The following is a 25,072-nucleotide window of genomic DNA, read 5'->3' on the forward strand; positions in this document are numbered from 1 at the left end:
GGGTGCCCGTTTCTAATGTATTGGTGGAGGTAAGGGGGCTCGAACCCCTGGCCTCAGGCTTGCAAAGCCCGCGCTCTCCCAGCTGAGCTATACCCCCGTGGTGAGACACGTGTCTCGAAACCAGACAAAAGCGCCCCGGCGACATTTGTCTGGTGCGCATTGCGTCCTAGTATCAATAAACGCCCCGGCGGCGACTCGGCCCACGCCGGGGCGTTTATTACCTAGAATGGTGGGCCTTACAAGATTCGAACTTGTGACCTCACGATTATCAGTCGTGCGCTCTAGCCAACTGAGCTAAAGGCCCGCGCAAATACGCGAGCATGTATACTGCCACAATCTTAGTTCCTTGGGAAGCGAATATTCGAGAAAGTTCTCCTCGTTTCCGCGGAAGTGCCCCACAAACGACACGAGCGGCCCCTATGAGACAGCGTGCCTGGCACGCTGTCTCATATCCTAGTCACTTGCGGCTACTAGTCGGTGGTGTCGATCTCGTCTTCGTCGATGTCGTCTTCCACGTCGGCGGGGACTTCGGTCTTCATCTGGCCGGAGATTTCCTCAGTGAGAAGCTCGGTTTGGCCTTCGATGATCTCCTTCTTCTTTTTCTTGCCGCCGGCCACGCGTGCAACTGCCACGACGCGGTCGGAATCGTCGACGTTCATGACCTTGACGCCCTGGGTGGCACGCGAAAGCTCGGAGATGTCGCCCGCCTTCACGCGGATCACGACGCCTTCCTCGGACACGATCATCATCTCGTGCTTCTCGTTGATGATCTTCATCGCGGCGATCTTGCCCTTCTTGTCGGTCATCTTGATCGTCGACATGCCGCCACCACCGCGATGATGCTCGGTGTACTCGGTGACCTTGGTGCGCTTGCCGTAGCCGCGCTCGGTGATGACGAAGAGGTCGCTATCGTCAGGCGCGATCTCCATGCCAAGCACGCGGTCGCCGCCCTTGACGTCGATGCGAATGCCATGGACGCCCGTGGTGTCGCGACCCATGGGGCGCGCTTCGGACTCGTCGAAGCGTATGGCCTTGCCAGCGCTGCTGACCATCATGACCTTCATGCCGGGAGCCACGCGGCGCACGGCGATGAGTTCGTCGCCATCGCGCAGGTTGATGGCGATGAGGCCGTTGGAGCGCACGTTCTTATACGCGTCGAAGGCCGTCTTCTTGACCATGCCGTGTGCGGTCGCGAAGAGCAGATACTCGTCGGCGGGGAAGTCACGCGTGTTGATGACGGTCGCGACCTTCTCGTCATCCTCGATGGGAAGCAGGTTGACGACAGGCGTGCCCTTGGCCTGGCGGCTGCCAAGCGGAATCTGATGCACCTTCTGGCGATATACCTTGCCCTTGCTCGTGAAGAAGAGCATGTAATCGTGCGTCGATGCGATGAAGAGCTGCTCGACGAAGTCGTTCTCCTTGAGCTTCACGCCGCTCATGCCCTTGCCACCGCGCTTCTGCTGGCGGTACGTGGCCACCGGCAGGCGCTTGATGTAGCCGCTGCGGGTGATGGTGACGACCATGTCCTCGTCGGCAATAAGATCCTCGATGTCGAGGTCACGCGCCTCGTCGGCGATCTCGGTACGGCGCTTGTCGCCATAGCGGCGCTTGATCTCGAGCATCTCGTCGCGAATGATCTCTTTGACGAGGTTCTCGTCACCCAGGACGCGCTTGTAGTAGGCGATCTTCTCGCGCAGCTCGGCGAGCTCGGTCTCGATCTTCTCGCGCTCGAGGCCGGTCAGACGACGCAGGCGCATCTCGAGGATGTGGTTGGATTGCACCTCGGAGAGGCCGAAGCGCTCGATCAACTTGGCGCGGGCCTCGGCGTCATCGCGCGAGGAGCGGATGATGGAGATGACCTCGTCGATGTTGTCGAGAGCGATGACGAGACCCTCGAGGATGTGGGCGCGCTCCTCGGCCTTGCGCAGTTCGTAGCGCGTGCGACGCTGGATGACGTCGACCTGGTGGTCGATGTAGTTGTAGAGCATGTCCTTGAGGCTCAGGATATGCGGCACGCCGTTGACCAAGGCAAGGTTGTTGATGCCAAAGCCCGTTTGCAGTTGCGTGTGCTTGTAGAGCTTGTTGAGCACGACCTGCGGTTCCTCGCCGCGCTTGAGGTCGATGACGATGCGCATGCCCTTGCGGTCCGACTCGTCGTTGAGTCCGGAAATCTCCGTGACCGTCTTCTGCTTGACCAGGTCGGCGATCTTCTCGATGAGCTTGGCCTTGTTGACCTGGTACGGAATCTCGGTCACGACGATGCGGTTGCGACCCGAGGTGCTCTTCTCGACGTGGGCCTTGGCGCGGATGGTAATCGAGCCGTGACCGGTCTCGTACGCCTCGCGGATACCGGCTCGGCCCATGATGGTCGCACCGGTCGGGAAGTCCGGGCCGGGCATGATCTGCAGCAGCTCGTCGAGTGAGATGTCGGGGTTTTCCATGACGGCGATGGTCGCGTCGATGGCCTCACCGAGGTTATGCGGCGGGATGTTCGTCGCCATGCCGACGGCGATGCCGGCGGAACCGTTGACGAGCAGGTTCGGGAAGCGTGCGGGGAGCACCTTGGGCTCCTGCATCGACTCGTCGTAGTTGGGCTGCCAATCGACGGTCTCCTTCTCGAGGTCGGCGAGTAGCTCCATGGCCGGCTTGTTCAGGCGCGCCTCGGTATAACGCATGGCTGCGGCGGAATCACCATCGATGGAACCGAAGTTACCATGACCATCGATGAGCGGCACGCGCATCGAGAAGTCCTGGGCCAGACGCACGAGCGTGTCGTAGATGGCCGCGTCACCGTGCGGGTGATATTTACCCATGCAGTCACCGACGGGGCGGGCGCACTTGACGTGAGGCTTGTTGGGCGTGATGCCGCTCTCGCTCATTGCGTAGAGGATGCGGCGATGGACGGGCTTGAGGCCATCGCGCACGTCAGGAAGCGCGCGGGCCACGATGACCGACATCGAGTACTCGAGGAACGACGTGCGCATCTCGCGCGCGAAGTCGGTCTCGGAAACCTTGCCGACGTTGATGTCGAGCGTTCCGATGCCGTGATTGATCTTGGCTTCGAGGCTTTCCTCCTGCTCGCCTGCTTCGTCATCCTCAATTATGGTCGCCTCAACCTCGGTGAATTCGTCATCACCCATGAGGGATTCCTGGTTATCGTTGTTGAAGATATCGTCTGCCATTGTTCATCCCTCCTTAGATGTCGAGGAAGCGTTCGTCGATATCGGCCGCATGTTCCGTGATGAAGGTGCGGCGGCACTCGACGTCGTTTCCCATAAGTTCGTTGACAACGCGGTCAACCTCGGTCATGTCGGAAATCTCGACCTGTCGCAGCGTACGGCGCTCGGGATCCATGGTGGTCTCCCAGAGCTGCTCGGGATCCATCTCGCCGAGACCCTTGTAGCGCTGGACATCGTATTTCTCGGGATTGTCGAGGTTGTTCATGCACTCCTTGAGTGCCTCGTCGTTGTAGAGGTACTGGATGACCTTGCCGGTACGCGAATTCTTCTTCTTGAGACCGTAGAGCGGCGGACATGCGATGTAGATGTAACCGCGCTTGATGAGCTCGGGCATGAAGCGGAAGAAGAAGGTGAGCAGCAGGATGGCGATATGCGCGCCGTCGACATCGGCATCGGTCATGATGATGATGCGATGGTAGCGTGCCTTGTCGGCGTCGAATCCCTCGCCATAGCCCGTGCCGATGGCCGTGATGAGCGAGTTGATGGTGTCCGAGGACAACGCACGATGCTCCTGCACGCGCTCGACGTTGAGGATCTTGCCGCGCAGGGGAAGAATGGCCTGGTAGCTGCGCTCACGCGCCTGCTTGGCCGAGCCACCTGCGGAGTCACCCTCGACGATGTAGAGCTCGGTGAGCGCTGGGTCGCGCACGGAACAATCTGCGAGCTTGCCGGGGAGTCCGGCGCCTTCGAGCGCACCCTTGCGGCGCGTGAGATCACGGGCCTTGCGGGCGGCGGCGCGGGCCTTGCCAGCCTGGATGGCCTTTTGCACGATCATCTTCGCCGGCTTGGGGTTCTCGTCAAGATATTCGGCGAGACCCTTGTTGACGGCACCGATGACAAGACCGCGCACCTCGGGATTGCCGAGTTTGGCCTTGGTCTGACCTTCGAACTGCGGCTCGTGCAAGCGCACGGAGATGACGGCGGAGAGACCTTCGCGACAATCCTCACCGGAGAGGTTCTCGTCCTTCTCCTTGAGAAGGTTCTTCTTGCGCGCGTATTCGTTGATGGTCTTGGTCAGCGCCGTGCGGAAGCCCTCGAGATGCGTACCACCATCGGTCGTGTCGATGTTGTTGGCAAACGAGCGAACGTTCTCGGAGTAGGTCTCGGTCCATTGCATGGAGATCTCGACCTCGCCGGCCTCGCTTTCGGCTTCGAAGTACACGGGCTTGTCATTGAGGGCGGTCTTTCCTTCGTTCATGTACTTGACGAAGTCGATGATGCCACCCTTATACTGGAAGATCTCGGTTTTGGGCTCTTCGCCGCGGGCATCGCAGAAGACGATCTTGAGACCCTTGTTGAGGAAGGCCGTCTGGCGGAAGTGGATGCGCAGCGTCTCGTAATCGAACTCGACGGTCTGGAAAATCTCCGGATCGGGCCAGAAGGTGATGGTCGTGCCGGTTTTCTCGGTCTTGCCGACCTCGATGATCTTCTGAACGGTCTTGCCACGTGAAAACTCCATCTCCCAGATGGCACCATCGCGCTTGACCTGCGCGACGACCTTCGAGGAGAGGGCATTGACGACGGAAACGCCGACGCCGTGCAGACCACCGGAAACCTTATAGCCGCTGCCGCCGAACTTGCCGCCGGCATTGAGGATGGTGAGAACGACCTCAAGCGTCGACATGTTCTTGCGCTTGGGGTGCTCCTCGACGGGGATGCCACGGCCGTCATCGACGACGGTGCAGGATCCATCCTCATTGAGAGTTACGTCAATCTGGTTGCAAAAACCGGCAAGTGCCTCGTCGACGGAGTTATCGACAACCTCGTAGACGAGGTGATGCAGGCCCTTGGGGCCCGTCGAGCCGATGTACATGCCGGGACGCTTGCGGACATGCTCCAGACCTTCGAGAATCTGGATGTCTTGTGCGCCGTAGCTGGTTTCTTGCTCAGCCATCATTCTCCTAACACTACAGGAAGCGCACCATACGGTACGCTTCCACCATTGTCATGAATGCTCGGCACATTCTAGTGCATTTATCAGGTGATTTTACCTTAAAACACAATATTTTGTGTTTTAAGGGCTTTTCGGCTCCATGTATGGGGGTAACCACCAAATTCAGTGTTCCAAGGCTTGAAATGGCTTAAATTGCTTTGTCGTGGGTAGTGGAAGATATAGGAAATCATGGGAACCAGACAAAAGTCGCCGGGGCGGATCTGTCTGGTCAAGAATATGAGACAGTTGCTCTGAGCAACTGTCTCATTTTATGCCGGGCGTTGGTTCCTGAAGCTATCGACGCCCTTTTGCCACTCGAGGTTTGCCTTGGCGGCGGCATAGGCGGTATCGCGAAGCTGGTCATTCTCGATGTGGGAGAGTGCTTCTTCGAGACCCGAGAGCTCTTCTTCGTCGAGCGCGACAGGCTGGGCCTTGCGATAATCTTCATCCTCGGCTTCGAGGAGCTGGAGCGTCGTAAGACGGCGATCGCGGGCGGCATACTGCTCCTTCGAGACCTTAAAGGTGAGCTTCTCGACTTGCTCGGCCTTTCTCATGACATTGGAAGGCTCATCGGCATCTTTGTTGAGCTCTATGTTGAGGTTGAGGCGCAGGAGTTCTGACTGCATGTTGAGCTCTGTCGCCCAAATAGAGCTGTCGACGTATACGATGACTTCGCTCGCAGCGGTATTGGGTACGACGAAAACGGCAGTGACATGCTCGGCAATGCGCTTGTCGACGGATAGGTTCCAGGCGCGTTTTACGCGCGCCGTCGCGGAAAGGTCGGGGTTGTTACGCTGGAGGGAACGGACGACTCCCTCTATTTCCGAACCGATGTCATACCCCGTCATCACACACCCCCATGCCATGTTTATGTTCGTTTAGGTGCTTGGTTCACTATAACGCATCAAAGGGTGCTGCATCGGTGGAGATTTCTCGACTGTGGTTAGGGGGCGATCCTTGTCTTGTCCGACCGCTTTCTCACCGGTATTCGTGGCGCGTGCCCTCAATAGGCACGCGCACGATGGTGGCGTGATCGAGAATGTCAGGGGAAAAGTAGTCAAGGTTTGTCGTGGTGATGAAGGTCTGGACGTTTTTCTCGATGAAGGCCGTAAGGGCGTTGCGATGTTTCTCGTCGAGTTCGGACATGACATCGTCGAGGAGAAGGACGGGTTCAGTTCCCATAAGCTCGTTGACAAGCTCGACACAAGCGAGTTTCATCACGAGAACGATTGTGCGCTGTTGCCCTTGGGAAGCAAAAAGGCGGGCGTTTCTCTCATTGATGAAGAAGGCCATCTCGTCCTTGTGGGGACCTACGAGCGATATCCCACGACGAAGCTCCGCCTCTGCCAGGGATTGCGATTGCTTGAGGAGCTCTCTCTGGAGCTCCTCAAGGGTAAGGGCCGATGAGTCGTCCCCAGGTTCGTACTGGTCGATGTCGCCGATCTGGCGTTGTTCGCTATCAAAACGTTCCCATGAAGGGATGTAACGTGCCGCAAGGCGCTCTTGGGGCACAACGTCGCCATAAATTGTGGTCATTCGTGCAAAAAGGCGATCAAAAAGCCGCCAGCGGGCAAGGCAAAGACGTGCGCCGTGAACGGAGAAGGACTCGTCCCAGGAATCGAAGAGCGACCCCTCGTGTATGCCCTCTTTCAAGAGGAGATTTCTCTGTTTGAGTGCTTGCTGATAGTCGCTCTTGAGCGAGGAGTAGTTTTTCGAAAGCTGCACGGCAAGGGCGTCGATGGCATCGCGGCGACGGGCAGAGGATGCCTTGATGAGCTGAAGATCATCGGGAATGAACAACACGCAGGGAAGGGAACCGCGAATTGCCGCAGGTGTTTTCTTCTTCCCATTGACTTCGTAGAGATGGTCGTTTTCGGATACGACAAGGCGATGCTCGAGGTGTCGCTTGTCTTCCTCTAGGTGGATGAGAGCGTAACCTTGTCGATTGTCCCAGGAAACGAGCTCCGTCCACGAGGGCTTGCGAAAGGATGATGCGGAGGTGAGGAGCTGGATTGCCTCGATGACGTTCGTCTTGCCAACGGCATTTGGCCCCACGATGATGACGAGATTGCCCAGCTCATCAAGGGACAGGTGCTTATACCCTCGTATGTTGTCGAGGGTGATGCTTGTGATCTTGAGCGCCATCGTGCGAGTGAAGACCAGTCGCTAGTTCAGGCGGACGGGCATGGCGAGGTACAGGAAGTCTTCCTTGTCGACGCTCTTGAGGATGCCGGGCTTGAGTGAGGACTGCAGCTCGATAAGCACGTCGCCCTTGATCATATTGAGTCCGTCGAGGATGTACTGGTGGTTGAAGGCGATCTCCATGCTCGGGCCATCTACCTCGGCACCGACGACCTCGGATGCCCCACCGACATCTGCGGTGTTGGCGGAGATGGTGACGTTTTGACCCTCGGCAGAGAATTGGAACCTGATGGGGGTGTGGGACTGCGCGAGGATTGCGACGCGCTTGATGGCGGTGATGAGCGCCTGCGAATCCGCCTGAATCGACACCTCGTGATCGGCGGGAATGAGCTGCTTGTAATTGGGGTAGGTACCCTCGATTTTTCGGCTCACGAAGATCGTCTCGCCGAAGGTGATGAGAACCTGGTTTTCGGAGAATCCGACCGAGACGGAATCACTCGAGAGGGCCAGACGGCAGACCTCATCGAAGGTCTTACCGGGGATGATGGCGGAGAAATCGTTGACGTCGGAGTTGGGAACGGGAATCTCCGCCACGGCAAGGCGGTACGAGTCCGTTGCGGCGAGCGTCACGACACCGTCTTTGACGGCGAAGAAGATACCGGTGAGGATGATGCGAGACTCGTCGCGCGAGACTGCCTTGCCAACGCAGCGCACGGCATCGGCAAGCTCTGCGGGAGGAAGCACGATGGTTGTCGAAGGATTGACCTGCGGGAAGTAGGGGAAATCCGCAGGATTGAGTGCGGAGAGTGTGAAGGACGAGTCGAGGCAGGTGATGTGTGCCTGCTCGTCTTGGGTGCTGACCTCGATAGATGCGTCGGGGAGGCTCTTGACGATGTCTGCAAGTAGCTTACCGGGGATGACGCAACGGCCGGGCTCCTCGATGTTTGCGTTGGTGGCGTGTTTGATCGAGATTTCGAGATCGGTCGTCTGGAAGACGAGTTTGCCCTGGTCGGTGGTCTCGAGCAGGATGCCCGAGAGGATGGGAAGTGTTGACCGCGACGACATGCCCTTTGATACGATGTTAATGGCGTTCAGAAGGTCGTCCTTTGAGATTCTGAATTTCACGTTTTCTCTCCCCTATTATTATTAGTTCTTATTTATATATATCTAATAATCATAATAAGACAGGTGAATTAGTGGAAAACTTCTTTTCTACCAGTTCAGCCCCTCTTTTCCGATTGACGTTTCTTGTCGAAAACCGATTACGTTATCAACAGACATTTTAGCGGGTAAAACTTATCAAGAGTTCCTCAACCTTCTATTCACTGGTTTTCTACGGGGTTATCCACGTTAGCAACGTTCCTGGATGATCAAAGTCAGCTGCTCGAGCTGGTCAAATAGTATCCGATTGTCTTTCTGGTCCCGCTCTATCTTGTTTACGCTGTGCATGACCGTCGTGTGGTCACGACCTCCGAACTTCTTTCCGATTGACTCGAGGGACTCTTCCGTCATGTAACGGGAGAGGTAAATTGCGATGTGGCGCGGGGTCGTGATGCCCTTCGAGCGCTTTCCCGAAATCATGTCCTCATGCGAAATCTTGAAGAAGCGCTCCACCTCGCTTTGGATGAGCGCGATGTCGATTTGCTTGTCTTGTATGGTCGGGAAGAAATCCTGGAGCAGCTCCTGAGCTTCCTCGATACTGATGCTGTTCTTCTTCAGCAACGTCATGTTGCTCACGAGACGCGTGATGGCGCCTTCCATCTCCCTGATGTTTGAAGTCGCAACCTCTGCAAGGTATCCGAGCACGTCATCGGGGATGTTTCCGTAGAAGCTCGTATGTTGGTTCACGCGCGAGAGGTAGTTTTTCAAGATGGCCAGGCGCGTCTCGTAATCTGGTGGTTTGATGTCTGCGAGCAGACCCGAGATGAAGCGCGAGCGCATGCGATCGTCCATGTCGATGTCTTTTGGGGCACGATCTGCAGAGAGCACGATTTGCTTGTTGCGGTTGGTCATCTCGTTGAAGATGTTGAACAGCTGATTGATGGTTTCGTCCTTACCTTCGAGGTATTGGACGTCATCGACAAGCAAGATGTCTACCTGGTGATACTTGCTGTTGAAGGTTCCCCATTGGTTACGCTGCGTGGCCTCGACGTAATCGTTGAGGAACTTGTTAGCCGACACATATCGTGTAGCCATACGCGGGAAGTTTTGCATCGCGTAGTTTGCGATTGCGACGAGCAAATGGGTCTTTCCCAAGCCCGAATTTCCGTAGATGAAAAGCGGGTTATATGCGATTCCCGGTTGCTCTGCGACAGCGAGGGCAGCGCCACGGGCAAACTCGTTTGATTTGCCCACGACGAAGGTGTCGAAGGTGCACTTTGAGAAGAGTGCTTCCTCTCCGCTTGTGGGAGACGAAGCGTATTCTCCTCCTACACGTCCTGCCTCCTCGGCTGCGGGCATGGTCGAGGACGGGGCTTGGTTCGAAATGCTCGACGGGTCGACGAACTGGTTCATCCAGTCAGGCTCTGTTTGCTGCATTGGTTCTTGTGTTGCTGTGACCTGCGTATTTGTCGCTTGCTGTTGGGGTGCGTCCTTTTGTGTGTTAACACCCAACCCGATGCTTATTGGGGTGCCGGTGACCTGAAGAAGCTTTTCCTGCATCTCGCCAAGGTAGTTTTTCCTTACCCATGATTCGACGGGCGTGCTCTCTGCAAGCAAGACGAATTGATCTCCAAAGACTCCGACGGGGGTGAGGAGGTTTAGAAAGACGGTCTTTGGATCCTCCTCGTCCGTATTTTCGAGAAGGAGGGCGAGTGTCTTGCTCCAGATTTCGTCTTTGTCCATCTCAAAAACCCTATCTGCTCAGGAATGCCAGGCCCTGATCGGTCAGCATTCTCTTCTTTCCACCCTCGGTCTTCTGAAGAAGTCCCATCTTCTCGAGCTTGTTGAGGGCGCGGTGCCCTGTCGAGAGGCTTATGTCGAGGTTCTGCTCGACTTCCGTCGGTCCGATGAGGCCCATCTCCTGGGCCAGGATGAGAATATTGTATTCTCGTTCCGAAAGGTTATGGTCTGCGTTTTTCTCCTGGCTTGCTTGGCATCTCGCGATACACAACGGGAGTTGCCTGCGGAGCGCTCTTGTCGATTTGAATCGTGACGACCGTACCCTCTTTGATGTTGTCTTCTATGATGAGACGACCATTCGAAAAACGCAGGTAATCCTTTACCGTTGGCAAACCTGAACCGACTCCACGTATATATTTGCGCATCTCGGTCGTTGCCGAGGTAAAACCGGGAAGCTGAGCACGCTGTTTATCGGCAATACCCGGACCCTGGTCGGTGAATTTGATCGTGTTTCCGTTATCGAGAATCGAGATACATGGGTCGCGGAACTGGGCGTGGATGAAGTTCTCGCAGACTTCCTTGATGACGGTATAGGGGATGGAGCTGCCCTTCTGCTGAGCCAGCTCATATGTTTTGGATGCAATCTCCTCTATGTATTGAGAGATGTCCGTTGGCTCTATATCAATGACGCGGGGTGCCGCGAGAAGATCATCGTATATCGCGATGCGCGTAGGGGTGAGCGCAGGGATGTCAGTTTCGAGGTTTCCCACGTCTAGCTGTTCCTTTTCATCATTTATGGAAACCGGCAGTTATCCACAAACAAAACCACCATTGACAAGAGGTTAGAGTAGCAAATAACCGCACGAAACCAAATTTTTACCACATGAAATGAAAAACTTTTCACATAGTTTATCAGGTGTTTTCATAGTTATACACATTATTTTCCACCTATGTTGATAAATCAGGGAAAACTGGAAAAAGGAACGGGGAAAAATGAATGGAAAACTGATGTCAAGTTGAAAAACGCAGTACAGAGAAAAAGAAACGATTAGTTTTACACGTACAGATGTTCTTTGATGTGGAAAACCTTTATCTCAATGAGGAAAGAAGATGTGTATCTCTGGAAAACGATAGGTAAAAAGGCGAAAAGAGAGGAAAAAGGCTCATAGGGTGGGGAAAACACCATATAAGTGTGTAGAAACTAGCTAGTTATCCACAGTTTCAACAAAGGCACGCACAGAGAATGTGAATAACTTGGGAATAAGTCAAAGCACCTGTTCACAGAGATTTATAGTGATTGAATTGAATCATAAAAATTTCTTGACTCGCCATTCTTAGCCATATTACAATTTTGAAGCTTATCGAGAAGTATAAGGGAGTTTCCCTTAGGAGGAATTGTAATGAAGCGTACCTATCAGCCCAATAAACGTAAACGCGCAAAATGTCATGGTTTTCGCTCTCGTATGGCCACGCGTGGTGGTCGTAACGTTCTCAAGGCACGCCGTGCAAAGGGTCGTAAGTGCCTGACGGTCTAGTACCGGCTTCGTCAGCTTCATTTTGAGGACTGACACCCCATGAAGGGCACGATCAAGAGTAAAGAGGATGTGGAGCGTCTCTTCTCACAGGGGAGGCGCTCTACTTCGTCTTCTATGACAATTCTTGTTTGTGAGAATGAAGCAGGGACTATTGGCAGATGTGCTTTTATTGCTGGCAAAAAGCTTGGTCCCGCTCCCTTCAGAAGTCGTTGCAAGCGCGTTATGCGTGAGGTAGCGCGTAGTCTTGGTGCTCCGTGGAAAGGGTTTGATGTCGCGTTCCTTGCGAGAAAACCCGTCGCACACAAGAGGCACGAAGAAATAGTTGAGCAGGCAAGAAAGAGCCTTCTCAAACTAGGAGTCATGAATGAGCGCAGGTAAAGTCATACACTGTCTACGTATGATTCCGCGACGTGTGGCACTCGCCCTGGTGAGCTTTTACCGGAAATATATCTCTCCGATGTTTCCTCCTTCCTGCCGGTACGTGCCTACCTGCTCCGAATACGCTATGATTGCACTTCAACGCTATGGTTTTATCAGGGGATCATGGATGGCGATTAAACGAATCTGCCGCTGCCACCCTTGGCATCCAGGTGGATATGATCCGGTACCGTGATTTGTGATTACTATCCGTCGAGAGGTTAGTATTTATGTGGGATGGAATTCTTAATGGCTGTGCAGCCGCACTCTACGAGCTCGCCAAGCTTGTGGGTGACTGGGGTCTTGCGATTATCATCGTAACTCTCATCATTCGTCTGCTTCTCTTCCCTATCCAAAGGAAGCAACTCAAGTCCAGCTTTCAAATGCAACAGGTACAGCCAAGAATGCAGGAGATTCAAAAGCTGTATGCTGGCGATCAGGTCAAGATTCAGCAGGAAATGCAAAAGCTCTACCAGGAGACGGGCTTTAATCCTCTTGCCGGTTGTTTGACGATGCTCATTCAGATGCCTATCTTCATCATCCTGTTCCAGGTTCTGCGCGACAAGATTGGGCAGTATGCCGGTGGAGAACTTTCCGTTAGCTTCTACAACATTCTGCCGAATCTAACTCAAACGGTACCTGATGCTTTTAATCAGGACATTGTCTACTCCATTCCGTATATCATCATGATGGTTTTGTTCATCGGTCTGTCTGTTACACCCATGATTTTGCAGATGAAGCAAAACCCTCAGAACAGAAGTCAAATGACCATGATGATGGGCATCATGGGTATCATGTTTACCTGGATGGCTTTTATTTCGCCTGCTGGCGTTATGCTGTATTGGGCACTTTCCTCTGGATTTGCACTCGTGCAGCAGCTTATTACACAGCGTGTTCTCAAGAAAGAAGCTGCGGAAAAGGAAGAAGCAGCTCCTGTAAAGCCTATTAAAGTTAATGTAGAGCGTCGTGAAAAGAAAAAGCGCCCTACTAAGAAACACTAATGTAGAGGATGCACCATGAGTGAGGAATTTGAGATCGAAGAAGAACTCGAGGTTGAAGAGTCCGTCGATATTGATGACGACGGCAACATCGACGAGGAAATCACCGAAGAAGATGAAGTACGCAGCGAAGAGGACCTTGATGAGGTCGCAGATACTGCAATAGAGGTCTTGCGTACGATTCTCGCCCACTTTGATGCCGAGGGAGCTGAGATTAACGAATATGAGGGTGATGAACAGGAAATCATCCTTGATGTTGTCGGCGGTGATCTTGCCATTCTCATTGGTAGAAGAGGTCATACGCTCGATGCCATCCAAACGCTTGTTTCCAATATAACCAACCGCAAGCTTGGATATAGATATCCCATCACCATTGACATAGAGAGCTATAAGCATCGACAGCGCCAAAAGATTGAATCTCTCGCGTATTCCGCTGCCTCACGCGCTGATCGTCAGGACAGGGAAGTAAGCCTGCGTCCCATGAATCCCTACGAGCGTCGTCTCGTGCACATGGCTCTTCGTGATGATGAGCGCGTTGAGACCTACTCTGTTGGTGAAGAGCCGAACAGACATGTTGTTGTAGCCCCCGCATGATTTTCGACACGCTCGATATAGAAAAACAACAACAGATACAGTCGTATCTCACATTAGTCATAGAAAAGAATAAAGAACTCAATCTGACGAGGATTGATACAGAAGAAAAGGGAATGCTTCTCCATATAGAAGATTCCCTTTCTTGTCTTGAGGAATTTTCTCGACAACAGGGTGATTTCCTCGATATCGGTACAGGAGGAGGATTTCCCGGTGTTCCTCTGGCAATTGCATCAGGGCGAACAGGTGTTCTTATCGATTCAGTACAGAAAAAAGCAAGGGCCGTGCAGGAGATGATTGAGGAGCTTGCCTTAAGTGATCAAATCAAAGCACGAGGGCTAAGGAGCGAAGACTTAGCTCGTGAGATAGGGGAGCACTTTACAACAGTGATTGCACGTGCTGTATCTTCCCTTCCTGTTGTAATGGAGCTTGCGACACCTCTCCTGGTTCCAGGAGGAGAGCTTATAGCTCTTCGTGGAAAGGAAGAGGAACAAACCCCTGAGCAACTCGAAGAAGTTGCAGATAAGCTTGGACTTGAACTTGTTTCGAAGAGACATATATATATTAGTGAGGTATATGAGAGAAACATATATGTATATAGGAAAACAGGACCAGCTTGTATCAAATTGCCTCGAAGGAATGGTATAGCTCAAAAGAAGCCTCTTGGTTAAATTAGAAATCATCCCATGTTTCACGTGAAACATGAACGTGATGTAATTCAATCTGTTTCACGTGAAACACAGGGAGGAAGTAGTGTATATTAGGTGCAAGGTCAGTTTCCTTCAAACATTGATTGAAGATCTACAGAGAGGGACGACGTGAATTTCAAAGAAGCAAAAAGAAAAGATGAATCAAGGGAACCATTGATTCTAGCTGTCATCAACCAAAAGGGCGGCGTTGGTAAATCAACAACTGCAGTAAATCTTGGTGCAGTATTGGGAGAGAAGAACTATAAGGTACTTCTTGTTGATCTTGATGCACAGGGTAATGCCACAACAGGTGTTGGCTATGATAAGACTCAGTGTGAGTTGAGTACATATAACTGCCTTGTGGATGATAATGTTTCAACTGAAGATGCAGTTAGCGAAATTGATACCAAAAACATGTGGCTTCTTCCTGCAACGATTGATCTAGCCGGTGCAGAGACGAAGCTTGTCGATGAGATTGCACGTGAGTTCCGTTTAAACGATGCACTCAAAGAGATTAAAGATGACTTTGATTTCATTCTCGTTGATTGTCCTCCATCTTTGGGATTGTTAACGATAAATGCGCTTGCAGCCGCAAACCAGCTTATTATTCCCATTCAGTGTGAGTTCTATGCACTCGAAGGTTTGTCAAAAATCATTGATTCGATGAATATGGTCAAAAAACGCATTAATCCGAAGCTAGATGTCTTTGGTGTTGTTATCACGATGTACGACAAGAGGACGACACTTTCCAAGGACGTTGCAAGTGAAGTCGAAAACGTATTTGGGGATAAAGTCTTTAAGACACGTATCCCGCGCACGGTTCGCATTTCGGAGGCACCGAGCTATGGTGAGCCCATTACCGAATATGATTCGAGCGGTAAAGGTGCCGAAGCGTACAGAGATCTGGCAAAAGAAGTTGTAAAGCGTTACAAGAAACTCAGCTGAAACGGAGGACGCTCATGGCTACGAAAAAAGGTGGACTTGGCAAGGGTCTAAGCGCACTCATTGCAGATGCGTCAATAGAGTCTGGGAGTGGAAGCGAAAGTACACAGGAAGAGCTTCTGATAACGCAGATTCAACCGAATCCTGATCAGCCCCGTAAGGTTTTTGACGAAGAGGAGCTTGCAAATCTTGCGGATTCTATTCGCAAAGAGGGTCTTTTACAGGCAATTATCGTACGTCCCAAAGACGGTATGTATCAGATTGTTGCAGGCGAAAGACGTTGGCAGGCAAGTAAAATAGCCGGTCTTGAGTCTGTTCCCGTACGTATTATCGAGATGGACGATGAGCAGGCACTTAGAATTGCCCTTGTCGAGAATCTCCAGCGTTCTGACTTGAACGCAATAGAAGAGGCGCGTGGATACAAGGATTTGATGGCACGAGGCGGCCTGACGCAAGCAGAACTTGCTGCTGCGGTATCAAAATCGCGCTCCGCCGTTGCAAATTCGCTCCGACTTCTCGATTTGCCGCAGCAAATCCAGGATTATGTATACGATGGTGCTCTTACTGCCGGTCATGCGCGTGCCATTCTCTCCATTCCCGAGGAGGAGAAGCGCACGAACCTCGCAGATAAGATCATTGCCGAGCATTTGACCGTGCGAGATGCCGAGAATATCGCACGTCTTGTTGCTTCTGGTACGAGCGAGCGTGCAAAACGTGCTCCGCTACCACGTACATATAAGCTTGTTGCGAAAGAGCTGCGTCATGAGCTTGATACGCAGGTGCGTATTAAGTCCTCACGAGGCAAGAACAAGATTGAGATTGAATTCAAAGACGAAGATGATTTGCAGAGAATCTTCAATCTGATTCGGTAAACACCGAAGACATATCATTTTTCAACACGTTGACGGAGCTGACCACAGGCTCCGTCAATGTCTTTTCCGCGGGATTTTCGCATGGAATTCTCGATGCCATGGGCGCTTAGCTCATGCGCAATATAACTGGTTCGTTTTGACGGCATAAGCATACCATCAAGCTCTTGACCTGGGGTTATTGGGTTCAGCGGAATAACGTTAACATGACATAGCATGCCCTTGCAGAAGTCGATGAGGGCAGCGATATGTTCATCGCTGTCGTTTACACCTTCGATAGGAGCATACTCGAGTGAAGGACGACGCTTGGTGGTTTCGCCATAGTCCTTGATTGCCTGACGAAGCTCCTCAAGAGAGACGTTTGCAACACCGGGCATAAGGGCATCACGTGTTTCCTGAGTGGCTGCATGCAGGGAAATGGCAAGGGTGAACTGCTCGGGTTCTTGCGAGAAACGTCGTATGCCATCAAGCAGGCCGCAGGTTGATACGGTGATATGACGTGCTCCGATACCCAAACCAACTTTTGCGTTCATGCGGTGCAGGGCTTCGAGAACGGCATCGTAGTTAAGGAAGGGTTCCCCCTGGCCCATGCAGACCACGTTGGTCACGCGCATATCAAAGTCCTTGGCAACATACATGACTTGGTCGTACATCTCGCCGCTCGTGAGGTTACAGGTAAAGCCAGAGTGTCCTGTCGCGCAGAAGCTGCACCCCATGGGACAGCCAGCTTGCGAGGAGAAGCAAACCGTGAGACGCTCGCCATCGGAAGAGGGGATTCCCACGGTCTCCACCCGTGCGCCGTTGGGAATCTCGAAGAGGTACTTCCTTGTGCCGTCTTGGGAGATCTGGCGCGTAACGAGTTTGAGGGAGCCGACGAAGAAGCGCTCATCAAGCTGCGCACGAAAGCTCTTGGGTATATTATCCATGTCAGAGATAAATGAGCAGCCTCGCACGTATAACCACTCCTCGAGCTGCTTGACGCGATAGCGGGGCTGTTCGAGCTCTTCCATGAGCTCTTCGAGTTCGTGGTGGCTGAGTGATTTGATGTCGCATTTTGCTTCCATGAAAACCCCGTCTAGACGCAGTGACAGCCATTACGATACCATTTTGCTCACCATATCGCTTCGACGCACCATGAGAGGCCCAGCATGATTACCACCAAGCCGTGTGATCCCGCAGTGACGAAGGTCGTTCTACTCAAGGGAGGGAAGAGCGACGAGCGCGAGATATCTCTCAAGTCGGGAGCCGCATGCGCCGCAGCCCTGCGCGAAGAGGGCTTCGATGTCGTAGAGATTGATCCTGCACAGAGCGATGCCCTTCAGCAAATCATTGACGAGCAGCCGACCGTGGTCTTTTTGGCGCTACACGGGAAGGGCGGCGAAGACGGTTGTATCCAGGGCGTCTGTGAGCTCCTGGAAGTGCCCTATACGGGTTCGGGCGTTCTCGCAAGCGCCTTGGCCATGGACAAGGGGCGCTCCAAGATCATGTACGACTCGATAGGCCTGAAGACGGCTCCGTGGGTCATCGTTCGCTCTGGCGATACTCCTGATGCTGGGAAAATCATCGAGAAACTCGGAGAAAAGGTCGTGGTGAAGGCCGCGCGCGGTGGTTCGTCTATCGGCACCTATATCGTCGAAGGAGAGATAGAGCTTACGGAAGCCATCCACAACGCCCTCGAATTCGATGACGAGGTGGTTGTCGAAAGCTTTATTCCCGGTACCGAGACCACGGTGGCAGTGCTCGGCAACGCGCAGCCCGAGGCACTTCCCGTCATCGAGATCGTCCCCCAGGGTGACAGCACCTCCTATGACTTCACGGCGAAATATACCGCAGGTGGCTCCAAGCACATCATTCCCGCACGTCTTGACGACCGTACGACGGCGGCCTGTCAGGCTGCTGCTTTGCGCGCTCATGAGGTTTTGGGCTGCAAAGGTGTTTCGCGCACGGACATCATAGTGGACGAGACGGGAGAGTGCTGGGTCATCGAGACCAACACGCTGCCGGGCATGACGTCGACCTCGCTGTTGCCCGACACGGCGGGAACGGTGGGAATCTCCTTCGGGGCGCTATGCCGCATACTTATCGAACTTGCCCTCGAAGAGCACGCATGAGTTTGCTATACTAGCAAACCGCGTCGTCACTGACGCATGAGCTACAGCACGGAGGGATGTCCGAGTGGCTTAAGGAGCACGATTGGAAATCGTGTGTGCCGTTTAGAGCGGTACCTAGGGTTCAAATCCCTATCCCTCCGCCAGCACGAATCGAGAAGGGGTCGCAATTGCGGCCCCTTTTGTGTTCACATTGTCATTCCGACCGGAGGGGCCGAAGGCCCCGGAGTGGAGGAATCTCACCACGAAAGATTTCTCGATTCCGCTCACTTCGTTCGCTCCGCTCGAAATGACAGGGGGGTAACATCACTCTCGAAATGACAGGAGGGACGACGAGTGCGACCCCCTCCGCCATGCGCCCCGTAGAACCATTCTCAGACATTTCCCAGCAGCACATCGTCCAGGTGCCTGCTGGCGACCTCCTGGGCCCTGTAGAGCGTCTCCAGGGGCGTTGCAGGGCGGTCTGCATAACGATACTGGGGGAAGAAGCGCGTGAGGTGCAGCGGCATCTCCTTGTCGATGCTGGCAAGCCAGGCCGCCTCCTCATCCAGAAGCTCCATGTCATCGTTGACGCCGGGAATGACGAGTGTCGTCACCTCAACATGTGCGCCTTCATGCGCCTGCTCGATCGTGTTCTTGACCGTATCGAGCTTGCCTCCCGTGATGTCGTAAACAGATTGGTCGAAGCCCTTGAGGTCGATGTTGAAGGCATCGATGTAGGGTAGAAGCTGCGTGAGCTTGTCGGGTGCGATGAGACCGTTCGTGACCACGACATTGTCGAGCCCGGCATCGTGTATGGCCTGGGCGCATGTAAGCACCTCGCGCCAGCGCATGAGCGGCTCGTTATAGGTGTAGGCTAGGCCGATGTTTCCCTCGTTCACAAGCGCCCGCGCCTGTGCCACGAGCTCCTCGCTGCTCATCTCACGCGCGGGGACGAGTTGTGGGTCCTGCGGCTGGGCAATCTGGTGATTCTGACACCAAGGGCAATGCATCGTGCAGCCCACGCTGCCCACGGACAGGATCATCGAACCGGGTTTATATCGAGCCAGCGGTTTCTTCTCGATAGGGTCGAGAGCGAGTGATGTGACCTTCATGATGCTCCCATGCTTTCGCTTGCCGGAATGTGCCTGGCACGCTGTCTCAAAAGTTGGTCAAAACTGAGAAAACGCCAATGCTATGAGACAGCGTGCCAGGCACAACTGCCTCATTCGTGGCGGACGACCTCGAAGCGCTGGAGCGTCGTGCCGGCTTCATGCGGGCCGATACCGCCCTTGCGCATGGCGATTTCGACTTGCTCGGCGACCGTATCCACGCCGTCGAGCATGGGAAGCAGCAAGCCACGACGACCACCGTTGCTTACGATGACGCCGTAGCGTTGCGGATCGAGCTCGTCGGTTGACGCAATGTCCTGTGGCTCGCCAAGCACGTCGACGCTAATCTCGAGCTGGTCGAGTTCATTGGGGCGTATCGGATCGAAGCGCGGGTCCTCGCTGCATGCCGAGATACCGTTGCGGATGATCTCGTCGGCGATGCACGGCGTTACGGGGCCGATGGTGCCGATGCACCCGCGCAGGCGGCCGTGCTCGTGTAGCGACACGAAGACACCCGCACGCTGCGTGAGCATCTCCTCGGGCAAATCGCCGGGCCGTGGAAGGGGCGCGTGCTCGCGCACGAAATGCTCGACGCTCGCGCGGGCCAGCGTGACGTACGGGTCCTCGTGCGCACGCGCCTGCTGCACCTTCATGCGCTGTTCGTCCTCGTAACGCGTGCCAAAACGGCGCGTATCATCGTCTCCCGTCACGATGAAGGACGCAACGGCATAACCCACGCCGAAGGGCCCTTCGTAGGAGAGCAGACGCGCATCGACGCTCTTTCCGTCGAGGGCGCCCGCCATGATTTGGAACGAGCGCAGGCCGCACTCGGCAGCCTTGTCGCAGAAGCCTTCATCGAAGCTCAGGATGCGCATGAAATCGCCCTGGGCCATCGCCTCGGTGATCTGCTCGTCGAAGACGGGGCCTTCGGGCGCGAAGCCATAGGGGCCATCGTACGTGAGCTTGTGCGAGAGGTCGCCACTCGCGACGAGCACCACGCGACGATCGAGCTGATCTGCTGCCTGCGTGATGAGCTGACCGAGGTGGTAATGTTCCATCGGCCCGTAGCCCGATAGGCCAATGCGCACCACCTCGTAATCCTGGTAGAACTTGTCGACGAAGTAGAGGGGGATGTAGGTCGCGTGATCGATGGAAGGGTCTCGTTCGCCCTCGGTGCCGGCGGGGAAGTCCTCGGCGGCGGCAAGCGTCGAGATACGATTTGCGAGCTCGGTGTCGTACCTGCAGGAAAGCTCCGTATCACGGGCGTCGAAGCGACGCATGTCGCCCTGGGCGCTGCTGCCGGGCGAGATGTGGAAATAATCGCGGTATGCCGTCGCATGCGGCGAAGTCACAACGATGGTTTGCGGCTTGAGCGCAGCTATCTGTTGCGCCACCTCGTCGTATGCATCAATGGTTGCCTGGATGCCCGTCTCCTTGCCACGCCCAACAGCGGGGATGATGAGCGGGGGATGCGGGACGATGAATGCTGCCTGGAGTGCCATGGGAACCTCCTCGCGCGTGTTGATGTGATTATCCTAGCACGCGGATAGGGGAGGCGCAGCAGACCGTGGACGAGGGGTTACTTCTGCTCCTCGTCTCCCTGCTTGGGGGCGTTTTCATCAGCATTCTGCTTCTTCTCGCGCTGCAGGTCGCTCTTGATGTCCTTGATGAGCTTGGGGGTCTTGCGGTTCTTCTTGGGCTTGGGTAGCTGGAAGAGCACGCCATCCTCCGTCGCGATCTTCTTGCCGGTGATGAGCTCGTAATACGCGATGAAGATACCCTGCAGGGCACCTATGACGGGAATCGAGAGCAGCATGCCGGGTATGCCACCCAGGGCGCTGCCCACGAGGATTGCCACGAGAATGAGCGCGGGGTAGACGTTGACCGAGCTCTTCATGAGCTTGGGCGAGATGATGTTGCCGATGACGTTGTTGATGACCATGTTGACCACGATCGAGATGAGGCACACAAGCGGCGAGACGAAGAGCGCGATGATCGCGACGATCGCACACGAGACCATGGGGCCGATGTAGGGCACGAAATACAGGATGCCGCACAGGAAGCCCAGAACCACGGAGTAGGGGATGCCGAGAATGAGGAAGCAGAGCCAGCTCGCGACACCCGTGATGAGCGCGCAGAGCAAGGTCGACTTGGCCCACCCATAGACGGCGGTGCCAAAGGCGTGGGTCACGACGTCAATGTCGTCCTGGTATTTCTCGTCCACGAGGCCGCGCACCTCGCGCGTGAGCACGGGGAGGTCGAGCAGGATCCAGAACGAGCAGATGAACGAGATGAAGGTGATGAGGATGACGTTACCGACGCTCACGATGCCGCCCATAACGCCGTTTGCCAGGCCGCTGGCCAGCGCGCCCGCCTGCTGGCGGATGAAGGATGCCGCCTGCGTGAGCAGCGAGTTGATGCTCTCGCCGTCGAAGAACTGCGTCGAGGAACTTGCCTTGGTGACGAAGTCCTGGATTTGCGAGAGATACCCGGGGAGCTGCTGGGTGAATGAGGTGAGCTGTTGGACGATGGCGGGGATGAGCACCATGAAGCAGGCCACGATGATGGCGATGATGAGCAGGAACGCGATGGTTGTGCCGCCCCAACGGGGGATGCCGTGTCTCTGGAGCCTGTTGACGAAGCCGTGCAGCAAAAAGACGAGCAGCGCCGTCACGATGATGACGGCTACGGCTTGCCAGATGATGCCGGCGATGTAGAGCAGGATGCCGATGATGATGCAGATGCCGACGATGGCCCAGGCCCGAAACGCCCGCAGACGCCATCTTGCCTCGACGGTCTCATTTGGTTCGGTGTCCATCGGGTTGTTCATGGCGGCTTCTATCTGCGAGAAAGTCTGGCGGAGGAGGAGGGATTCGAACCCTCGTACCCGGGGTTACCGGGTAAACGGTTTTCGAGACCGCCGCATTCAACCACTCTGCCACCCCTCCGCATGGGGCCCCGTGTGGGTGCGGGGGTGATTATAGCGCAAGACACCCGTGGCTGCCCGAAATTTGCGAGGTTGGCTCGCATCGCACCAAAAAGTATACTTTCGATGAATGGAAACGACCGAGGTGCCTGTCTGGGGCGCTCACACAAGGAGAAACGATGTCAGATCAAGAAAACCTCGAGATGGACGACATTCTCGAGCGCATAACGTTCTATTGCCTCGATACCGCGCAGGCAAAGCTCGAGGAGGGCGAGGAGCTCACCCCGTTCACGGTTATCGTTGACGGGGACCAGATGTTCGAGGAGAACTTCCCCGGTGACGACGTGACGAGCTGCCGTGACGCCGCGGAGGCCAACGTCAAGTCGTCGAGCGCCTTCTCGACGCATTACGCCTTCTGCTACGACGGTTTCCTCATGACCGATGACGGCCAGCTTGACGCCATCATCGTCGAGTGCGCCACGACTGAGATGGAGAAGGCCTACGTCATCGCACGTCTGTACAAGCAGGAAGGCGATGCCCTCGTCTTCGAGGAAACGCCCGCCTATGTCGATGATGTCGACACTTTCTATGACCTCGCCGCCGTGCGTGCGGCCAAGGCCCGTGCCGAGGTGCTCGCCAAGGAGGGCGACGAGATGGAAGAGATCCAGCAGCGCATCCAGACCCTGCTGGGTGGTGGCGGCCCCAAGGAGTAGCCGTCGCGACGGGCAGCGGGCGTATCGATGAAGACGATCAACACATACATGGACCGAGCGTGGGGCGATCTGGCCGCCGACGATGATTGGTGGAAGGCAACGCTCGTGCTCGGCCTCATGAATTGCGTGCCCATCATCGGACAGATCATCATGTTCGGGTACCTGTTCGACTGGGCGAAGGAAGCTGCCTGGGGTATGCACACGCCCCTGTCTCGAAAGCTGGGGGATTTGGGTCGCTGCGCGCGATACGGATTTCTCGCGCTTTGGGTCATGTTCATTTGGGTCGCGCCTGTCGTGATTGCCGGGTTCCTGTTGGGTTTCATTCCGGCCGTCGGCACCATCCTGCAGTTTCTCGTGGAGGTCTTCGCGGTGTTTGTTGCGGCCCTTGCCGCAGCGGGTGCCTTCCGCAGCGTCATCTACGAGCGCGTGCTTCCCGGTTTGCAAATCAAGCGAGTCTTCAGAATGTTTCAACGGGACCAAGGAGGATTTGGTCAGGCATTTTGCGTCATCCTGCTGGTGATACCACTGCTCGCCGCGGCGCTCTTCATCGTGCTGCTGCCGACCATCCCCTTCATCAACGTCATCGCCTCGGTGGCCACGACGACGGTGCTCGGCACCGACCTCGTCCCGCTCGCATTGCTTGGCGTGGTCACGATTGTGGTGGCGCTCATCGTGTGGGTTGCCGGTGCGCTCGTGAGTGCGTTCATCTCGGCGCTCTACATGCGCTCCCTCGGTTATTGGATGGAGCAGTTCAAGCCGGAAACCTGGCGATCCCCTTCGGCACCCATGCCCTTCGAGGTCGATATGGCCGCCGAGAAGCAGGCCAAGCGCGAGGCGAAGGCCGCGGCGAAGAAGAAGCGCAAGGAGAAGCCCGAGCCCCCGGCTGACGAAGCCCCCGAGGATGCTGCCGCGCAGAACGCGGAGACGGAGGCCGAGGTGGCTAAGCGCGTCGAGGGCGCGAACACGGGCGACGAGACCGTGGCCGATGGGGCAGAGAACCAGGAGCGGGCATGACGATCGACATTGACTGGGGTGCTGCTTGGAAGGAAGAGCAGTTGCGCCGGAACAACCCCGATAACGCGGACATGTGGAACGAGCGGGCGAAGGATTTCGCCAAAACCTGCGGTACGAGCCCCTATGCGACGGCCTTTCTCGAGCGTGCTGCCATCAGGGACGGCGAGACCGTGCTCGATATGGGTTGCGGATCGGGAACGCTTGCGCTGCCGCTCGCACGCGCGGGGCACGAGGTCTACGCCTGCGATTTCTCGCAGGGTATGCTCGACGCCCTCATGGAGGCGGCGTTTGCGGAAGGTATAGCCGAGCACATACACCCCATGCTGTTGTCCTGGGATGACGATTGGAATAGTGCCGGGGTTCCCGTTTGCGATGTCGCGCTCGCGTCGCGTTCGATTGCAACGGCCGACATGCAGGCATCGCTCGCCAAGCTCGATGCCCGGGCTCGCAGACGCGTGTGCGTCACGCTTACGACGGGGCTTTCGCCGCGTGTCGACCACGTGTTGCTCGAGGCGGCGGGACGCGAGCTGCCGCGCTACCCTGACTGCGTCTTTGCCTTCAACATACTCTGGGGCATGGGCATACGCCCGGACCTGTCATATATAGATAGTGCGCGCACGGACCAATTCGAGAGCTTTGATGCGGCCATCGAGAAGAATGCCGCGCTCATGAAGTTGACGGATGAGGAGCGTGAGCGCCTGGTCAGCTACTCGAGGCAACACCTGCACGAGCAGCGGACGGCCGATGGCGAGACGTGCTGGGAGTACGACCACCAGCGCGTGACCTCGTGGGCGTTTCTCGCGTGGGATAAGTAGCGGACCAGACAGTTCTGCCCCGGCGGCTTTTGTCTCATTGCGCAGGTCAGAGGTCTGGCATACCAATCTCGCTTGCCAATCGGCGGTTTTATGGCATAATGACCGAACTGTTCTGTCCCCATCGTCTAGCGGTTAGGACGTCGGCCCTTCAAGCCGAAGATCGCGGGTTCGAATCCCGCTGGGGGCGCCATCACATGTACGGGTCCGCC

General features: G+C 55.4%; 24 protein-coding genes and 5 tRNA genes. 14 read left to right on the top strand and 15 right to left on the bottom strand.

All coding sequences use genetic code 11. The features are described 5' to 3' along the window. Positions 1-21: 21 nt before the first annotated feature. The 10 genes from OIM11_01370 to OIM11_01415 form a co-directional block, all read right to left on the bottom strand. Positions 22-97 (bottom strand) — tRNA-Ala (locus OIM11_01370). A 130-nt stretch (positions 98-227) separates the two neighbouring features. Further along, positions 228-304, bottom strand: a tRNA-Ile gene (locus tag OIM11_01375). 166 nt (positions 305-470) lie between these two features. Further along, complete coding sequence (gene gyrA, locus OIM11_01380) at positions 471-3,182, bottom strand: DNA gyrase subunit A (GenBank protein HJI99801.1); 2,712 nt, start codon at positions 3,180-3,182, stop codon at positions 471-473. Between the two features lie 13 nt (positions 3,183-3,195). Further along, positions 3,196-5,133, bottom strand: coding sequence for a DNA topoisomerase (ATP-hydrolyzing) subunit B (gene gyrB, locus OIM11_01385; protein ID HJI99802.1), 1,938 nt, complete (start codon positions 5,131-5,133; stop codon positions 3,196-3,198). Between the two features lie 308 nt (positions 5,134-5,441). Beyond that, the gene (locus OIM11_01390; GenBank protein ID HJI99803.1) at positions 5,442-6,020 is read right to left on the bottom strand and encodes a DUF721 domain-containing protein; all 579 of its coding nucleotides are present in this window, start codon (positions 6,018-6,020) and stop codon (positions 5,442-5,444) included. A 130-nt stretch (positions 6,021-6,150) separates the two neighbouring features. Then, positions 6,151-7,317: a DNA replication and repair protein RecF gene (gene recF / locus OIM11_01395; protein ID HJI99804.1), complete on the bottom strand. Its 1,167-nt coding sequence runs from the start codon at positions 7,315-7,317 to the stop codon at positions 6,151-6,153. A 21-nt stretch (positions 7,318-7,338) separates the two neighbouring features. Continuing rightward, positions 7,339-8,439 carry a DNA polymerase III subunit beta gene (gene dnaN, locus OIM11_01400; protein HJI99805.1) on the bottom strand — a complete coding sequence of 367 codons (1,101 nt, stop codon included), beginning with the start codon at positions 8,437-8,439 and terminating at the stop codon, positions 7,339-7,341. Positions 8,440-8,664: 225 nt separating this feature from the next. Next, the gene (gene dnaA / locus OIM11_01405) at positions 8,665-10,158 is read right to left on the bottom strand and encodes a chromosomal replication initiator protein DnaA (GenBank protein ID HJI99806.1); all 1,494 of its coding nucleotides are present in this window, start codon (positions 10,156-10,158) and stop codon (positions 8,665-8,667) included. Between the two features lie 10 nt (positions 10,159-10,168). Further along, positions 10,169-10,333, bottom strand: a complete 165-nt coding sequence (locus tag OIM11_01410; GenBank protein HJI99807.1) for a hypothetical protein — start codon at positions 10,331-10,333, stop codon at positions 10,169-10,171. A 43-nt stretch (positions 10,334-10,376) separates the two neighbouring features. Next, the gene (locus tag OIM11_01415; protein ID HJI99808.1) at positions 10,377-10,925 is read right to left on the bottom strand and encodes an ATP-binding protein; all 549 of its coding nucleotides are present in this window, start codon (positions 10,923-10,925) and stop codon (positions 10,377-10,379) included. Between the two features lie 630 nt (positions 10,926-11,555). Between OIM11_01415 and rpmH the strand changes: the two genes are divergently transcribed. From rpmH to OIM11_01455, 8 genes are all read left to right on the top strand, one after another. Continuing rightward, positions 11,556-11,690 carry a 50S ribosomal protein L34 gene (rpmH, locus tag OIM11_01420; protein ID HJI99809.1) on the top strand — a complete coding sequence of 45 codons (135 nt, stop codon included), beginning with the start codon at positions 11,556-11,558 and terminating at the stop codon, positions 11,688-11,690. A gap of 39 nt (positions 11,691-11,729) precedes the next feature. Beyond that, positions 11,730-12,068 carry a ribonuclease P protein component gene (gene rnpA, locus OIM11_01425; protein HJI99810.1) on the top strand — a complete coding sequence of 113 codons (339 nt, stop codon included), beginning with the start codon at positions 11,730-11,732 and terminating at the stop codon, positions 12,066-12,068. A gap of 19 nt (positions 12,069-12,087) precedes the next feature. Continuing rightward, a complete protein-coding gene (yidD, locus tag OIM11_01430) occupies positions 12,088-12,303 on the top strand; it encodes a membrane protein insertion efficiency factor YidD (protein HJI99811.1) in 216 nt (71 codons plus the stop codon). Between the two features lie 34 nt (positions 12,304-12,337). Further along, positions 12,338-13,108 carry a YidC/Oxa1 family membrane protein insertase gene (locus OIM11_01435; protein ID HJI99812.1) on the top strand — a complete coding sequence of 257 codons (771 nt, stop codon included), beginning with the start codon at positions 12,338-12,340 and terminating at the stop codon, positions 13,106-13,108. 15 nt (positions 13,109-13,123) lie between these two features. After that, positions 13,124-13,699, top strand: coding sequence for a KH domain-containing protein (locus OIM11_01440; GenBank protein ID HJI99813.1), 576 nt, complete (start codon positions 13,124-13,126; stop codon positions 13,697-13,699). Then, the gene (gene rsmG, locus OIM11_01445; GenBank protein HJI99814.1) at positions 13,696-14,367 is read left to right on the top strand and encodes a 16S rRNA (guanine(527)-N(7))-methyltransferase RsmG; all 672 of its coding nucleotides are present in this window, start codon (positions 13,696-13,698) and stop codon (positions 14,365-14,367) included. Before OIM11_01440 ends, rsmG begins: the two co-directional genes overlap by 4 nt. Before the next feature lie 147 nt (positions 14,368-14,514). Beyond that, on the top strand, positions 14,515-15,330 hold the full coding sequence (locus tag OIM11_01450) for a ParA family protein (GenBank protein ID HJI99815.1): 816 nt from the start codon (positions 14,515-14,517) through the stop codon (positions 15,328-15,330). A gap of 14 nt (positions 15,331-15,344) precedes the next feature. Beyond that, complete coding sequence (locus OIM11_01455) at positions 15,345-16,199, top strand: ParB/RepB/Spo0J family partition protein (GenBank protein HJI99816.1); 855 nt, start codon at positions 15,345-15,347, stop codon at positions 16,197-16,199. A gap of 14 nt (positions 16,200-16,213) precedes the next feature. Here OIM11_01455 and rlmN read toward each other — a convergent pair whose 3' ends face one another. Then, positions 16,214-17,260 carry a 23S rRNA (adenine(2503)-C(2))-methyltransferase RlmN gene (gene rlmN / locus OIM11_01460; protein ID HJI99817.1) on the bottom strand — a complete coding sequence of 349 codons (1,047 nt, stop codon included), beginning with the start codon at positions 17,258-17,260 and terminating at the stop codon, positions 16,214-16,216. Between the two features lie 84 nt (positions 17,261-17,344). On the opposite strand from rlmN, the gene OIM11_01465 reads away from it, so the two are divergent. Continuing rightward, positions 17,345-18,307, top strand: a complete 963-nt coding sequence (locus OIM11_01465; protein ID HJI99818.1) for a D-alanine--D-alanine ligase — start codon at positions 17,345-17,347, stop codon at positions 18,305-18,307. A gap of 50 nt (positions 18,308-18,357) precedes the next feature. Beyond that, positions 18,358-18,450: transfer RNA gene (locus tag OIM11_01470), tRNA-Ser, on the top strand. 228 nt (positions 18,451-18,678) lie between these two features. On the opposite strand, the gene OIM11_01475 is transcribed toward OIM11_01470, so the two are convergent. From OIM11_01475 to OIM11_01490, 4 genes are all read right to left on the bottom strand, one after another. Further along, positions 18,679-19,398: a radical SAM protein gene (locus tag OIM11_01475; protein HJI99819.1), complete on the bottom strand. Its 720-nt coding sequence runs from the start codon at positions 19,396-19,398 to the stop codon at positions 18,679-18,681. Between the two features lie 110 nt (positions 19,399-19,508). Further along, positions 19,509-20,897 (bottom strand): AmmeMemoRadiSam system protein A, encoded by a 1,389-nt coding sequence (gene amrA / locus OIM11_01480; protein ID HJI99820.1) that lies wholly within the window; start codon positions 20,895-20,897, stop codon positions 19,509-19,511. A 77-nt stretch (positions 20,898-20,974) separates the two neighbouring features. Beyond that, positions 20,975-22,225 carry an AI-2E family transporter gene (locus OIM11_01485; GenBank protein HJI99821.1) on the bottom strand — a complete coding sequence of 417 codons (1,251 nt, stop codon included), beginning with the start codon at positions 22,223-22,225 and terminating at the stop codon, positions 20,975-20,977. A gap of 25 nt (positions 22,226-22,250) precedes the next feature. After that, positions 22,251-22,343, bottom strand: a tRNA-Ser gene (locus OIM11_01490). Between the two features lie 157 nt (positions 22,344-22,500). On the opposite strand from OIM11_01490, the gene OIM11_01495 reads away from it, so the two are divergent. From OIM11_01495 to OIM11_01510, 4 genes are all read left to right on the top strand, one after another. Further along, on the top strand, positions 22,501-23,034 hold the full coding sequence (locus OIM11_01495; GenBank protein ID HJI99822.1) for a hypothetical protein: 534 nt from the start codon (positions 22,501-22,503) through the stop codon (positions 23,032-23,034). A gap of 27 nt (positions 23,035-23,061) precedes the next feature. After that, entirely contained in the window at positions 23,062-24,048 is a 987-nt protein-coding gene (locus tag OIM11_01500; GenBank protein HJI99823.1) for a DUF4013 domain-containing protein, read from the top strand. Continuing rightward, positions 24,045-24,863 (top strand): methyltransferase domain-containing protein, encoded by an 819-nt coding sequence (locus tag OIM11_01505; protein ID HJI99824.1) that lies wholly within the window; start codon positions 24,045-24,047, stop codon positions 24,861-24,863. Before OIM11_01500 ends, OIM11_01505 begins: the two co-directional genes overlap by 4 nt. Positions 24,864-24,977: 114 nt before the next feature. Then, positions 24,978-25,053: transfer RNA gene (locus OIM11_01510), tRNA-Glu, on the top strand. Positions 25,054-25,072: the final 19 nt, after the last annotated feature.

The sequence above is a fragment of the Coriobacteriaceae bacterium genome, from assembly GCA_025992705.1.
In the GTDB taxonomy this organism is placed as follows: Bacteria; Actinomycetota; Coriobacteriia; order Coriobacteriales; family QAMH01; genus QAMH01.

Bases quoted from the DNA above. Each gene is read 5' to 3' on its own strand.
- rsmG (HJI99814.1), top strand. From the start codon at position 13,696: ATGATTTTCGACACGCTCGATATAGAAAAACAACAACAGATACAGTCG.
- OIM11_01440 (HJI99813.1), top strand. From the start codon at position 13,124: ATGAGTGAGGAATTTGAGATCGAAGAAGAACTCGAGGTTGAAGAGTCC.
- OIM11_01465 (HJI99818.1), top strand. From the start codon at position 17,345: ATGATTACCACCAAGCCGTGTGATCCCGCAGTGACGAAGGTCGTTCTA.
- gyrA (HJI99801.1), bottom strand. From the start codon at position 3,182: ATGGCAGACGATATCTTCAACAACGATAACCAGGAATCCCTCATGGGT.
- recF (HJI99804.1), bottom strand. From the start codon at position 7,317: ATGGCGCTCAAGATCACAAGCATCACCCTCGACAACATACGAGGGTAT.
- yidD (HJI99811.1), top strand. From the start codon at position 12,088: ATGATTCCGCGACGTGTGGCACTCGCCCTGGTGAGCTTTTACCGGAAA.
- gyrB (HJI99802.1), bottom strand. From the start codon at position 5,133: ATGGCTGAGCAAGAAACCAGCTACGGCGCACAAGACATCCAGATTCTC.
- rnpA (HJI99810.1), top strand. From the start codon at position 11,730: ATGAAGGGCACGATCAAGAGTAAAGAGGATGTGGAGCGTCTCTTCTCA.
- amrA (HJI99820.1), bottom strand. From the start codon at position 20,897: ATGGCACTCCAGGCAGCATTCATCGTCCCGCATCCCCCGCTCATCATC.
- rlmN (HJI99817.1), bottom strand. From the start codon at position 17,260: ATGGAAGCAAAATGCGACATCAAATCACTCAGCCACCACGAACTCGAA.
- OIM11_01485 (HJI99821.1), bottom strand. From the start codon at position 22,225: ATGAACAACCCGATGGACACCGAACCAAATGAGACCGTCGAGGCAAGA.
- OIM11_01410 (HJI99807.1), bottom strand. From the start codon at position 10,333: ATGGGCCTCATCGGACCGACGGAAGTCGAGCAGAACCTCGACATAAGC.
- rpmH (HJI99809.1), top strand. From the start codon at position 11,556: ATGAAGCGTACCTATCAGCCCAATAAACGTAAACGCGCAAAATGTCAT.
- OIM11_01435 (HJI99812.1), top strand. From the start codon at position 12,338: ATGTGGGATGGAATTCTTAATGGCTGTGCAGCCGCACTCTACGAGCTC.
- OIM11_01455 (HJI99816.1), top strand. From the start codon at position 15,345: ATGGCTACGAAAAAAGGTGGACTTGGCAAGGGTCTAAGCGCACTCATT.
- OIM11_01495 (HJI99822.1), top strand. From the start codon at position 22,501: ATGTCAGATCAAGAAAACCTCGAGATGGACGACATTCTCGAGCGCATA.
- OIM11_01500 (HJI99823.1), top strand. From the start codon at position 23,062: ATGAAGACGATCAACACATACATGGACCGAGCGTGGGGCGATCTGGCC.
- dnaA (HJI99806.1), bottom strand. From the start codon at position 10,158: ATGGACAAAGACGAAATCTGGAGCAAGACACTCGCCCTCCTTCTCGAA.
- OIM11_01390 (HJI99803.1), bottom strand. From the start codon at position 6,020: ATGACGGGGTATGACATCGGTTCGGAAATAGAGGGAGTCGTCCGTTCC.
- OIM11_01475 (HJI99819.1), bottom strand. From the start codon at position 19,398: ATGAAGGTCACATCACTCGCTCTCGACCCTATCGAGAAGAAACCGCTG.
- OIM11_01505 (HJI99824.1), top strand. From the start codon at position 24,045: ATGACGATCGACATTGACTGGGGTGCTGCTTGGAAGGAAGAGCAGTTG.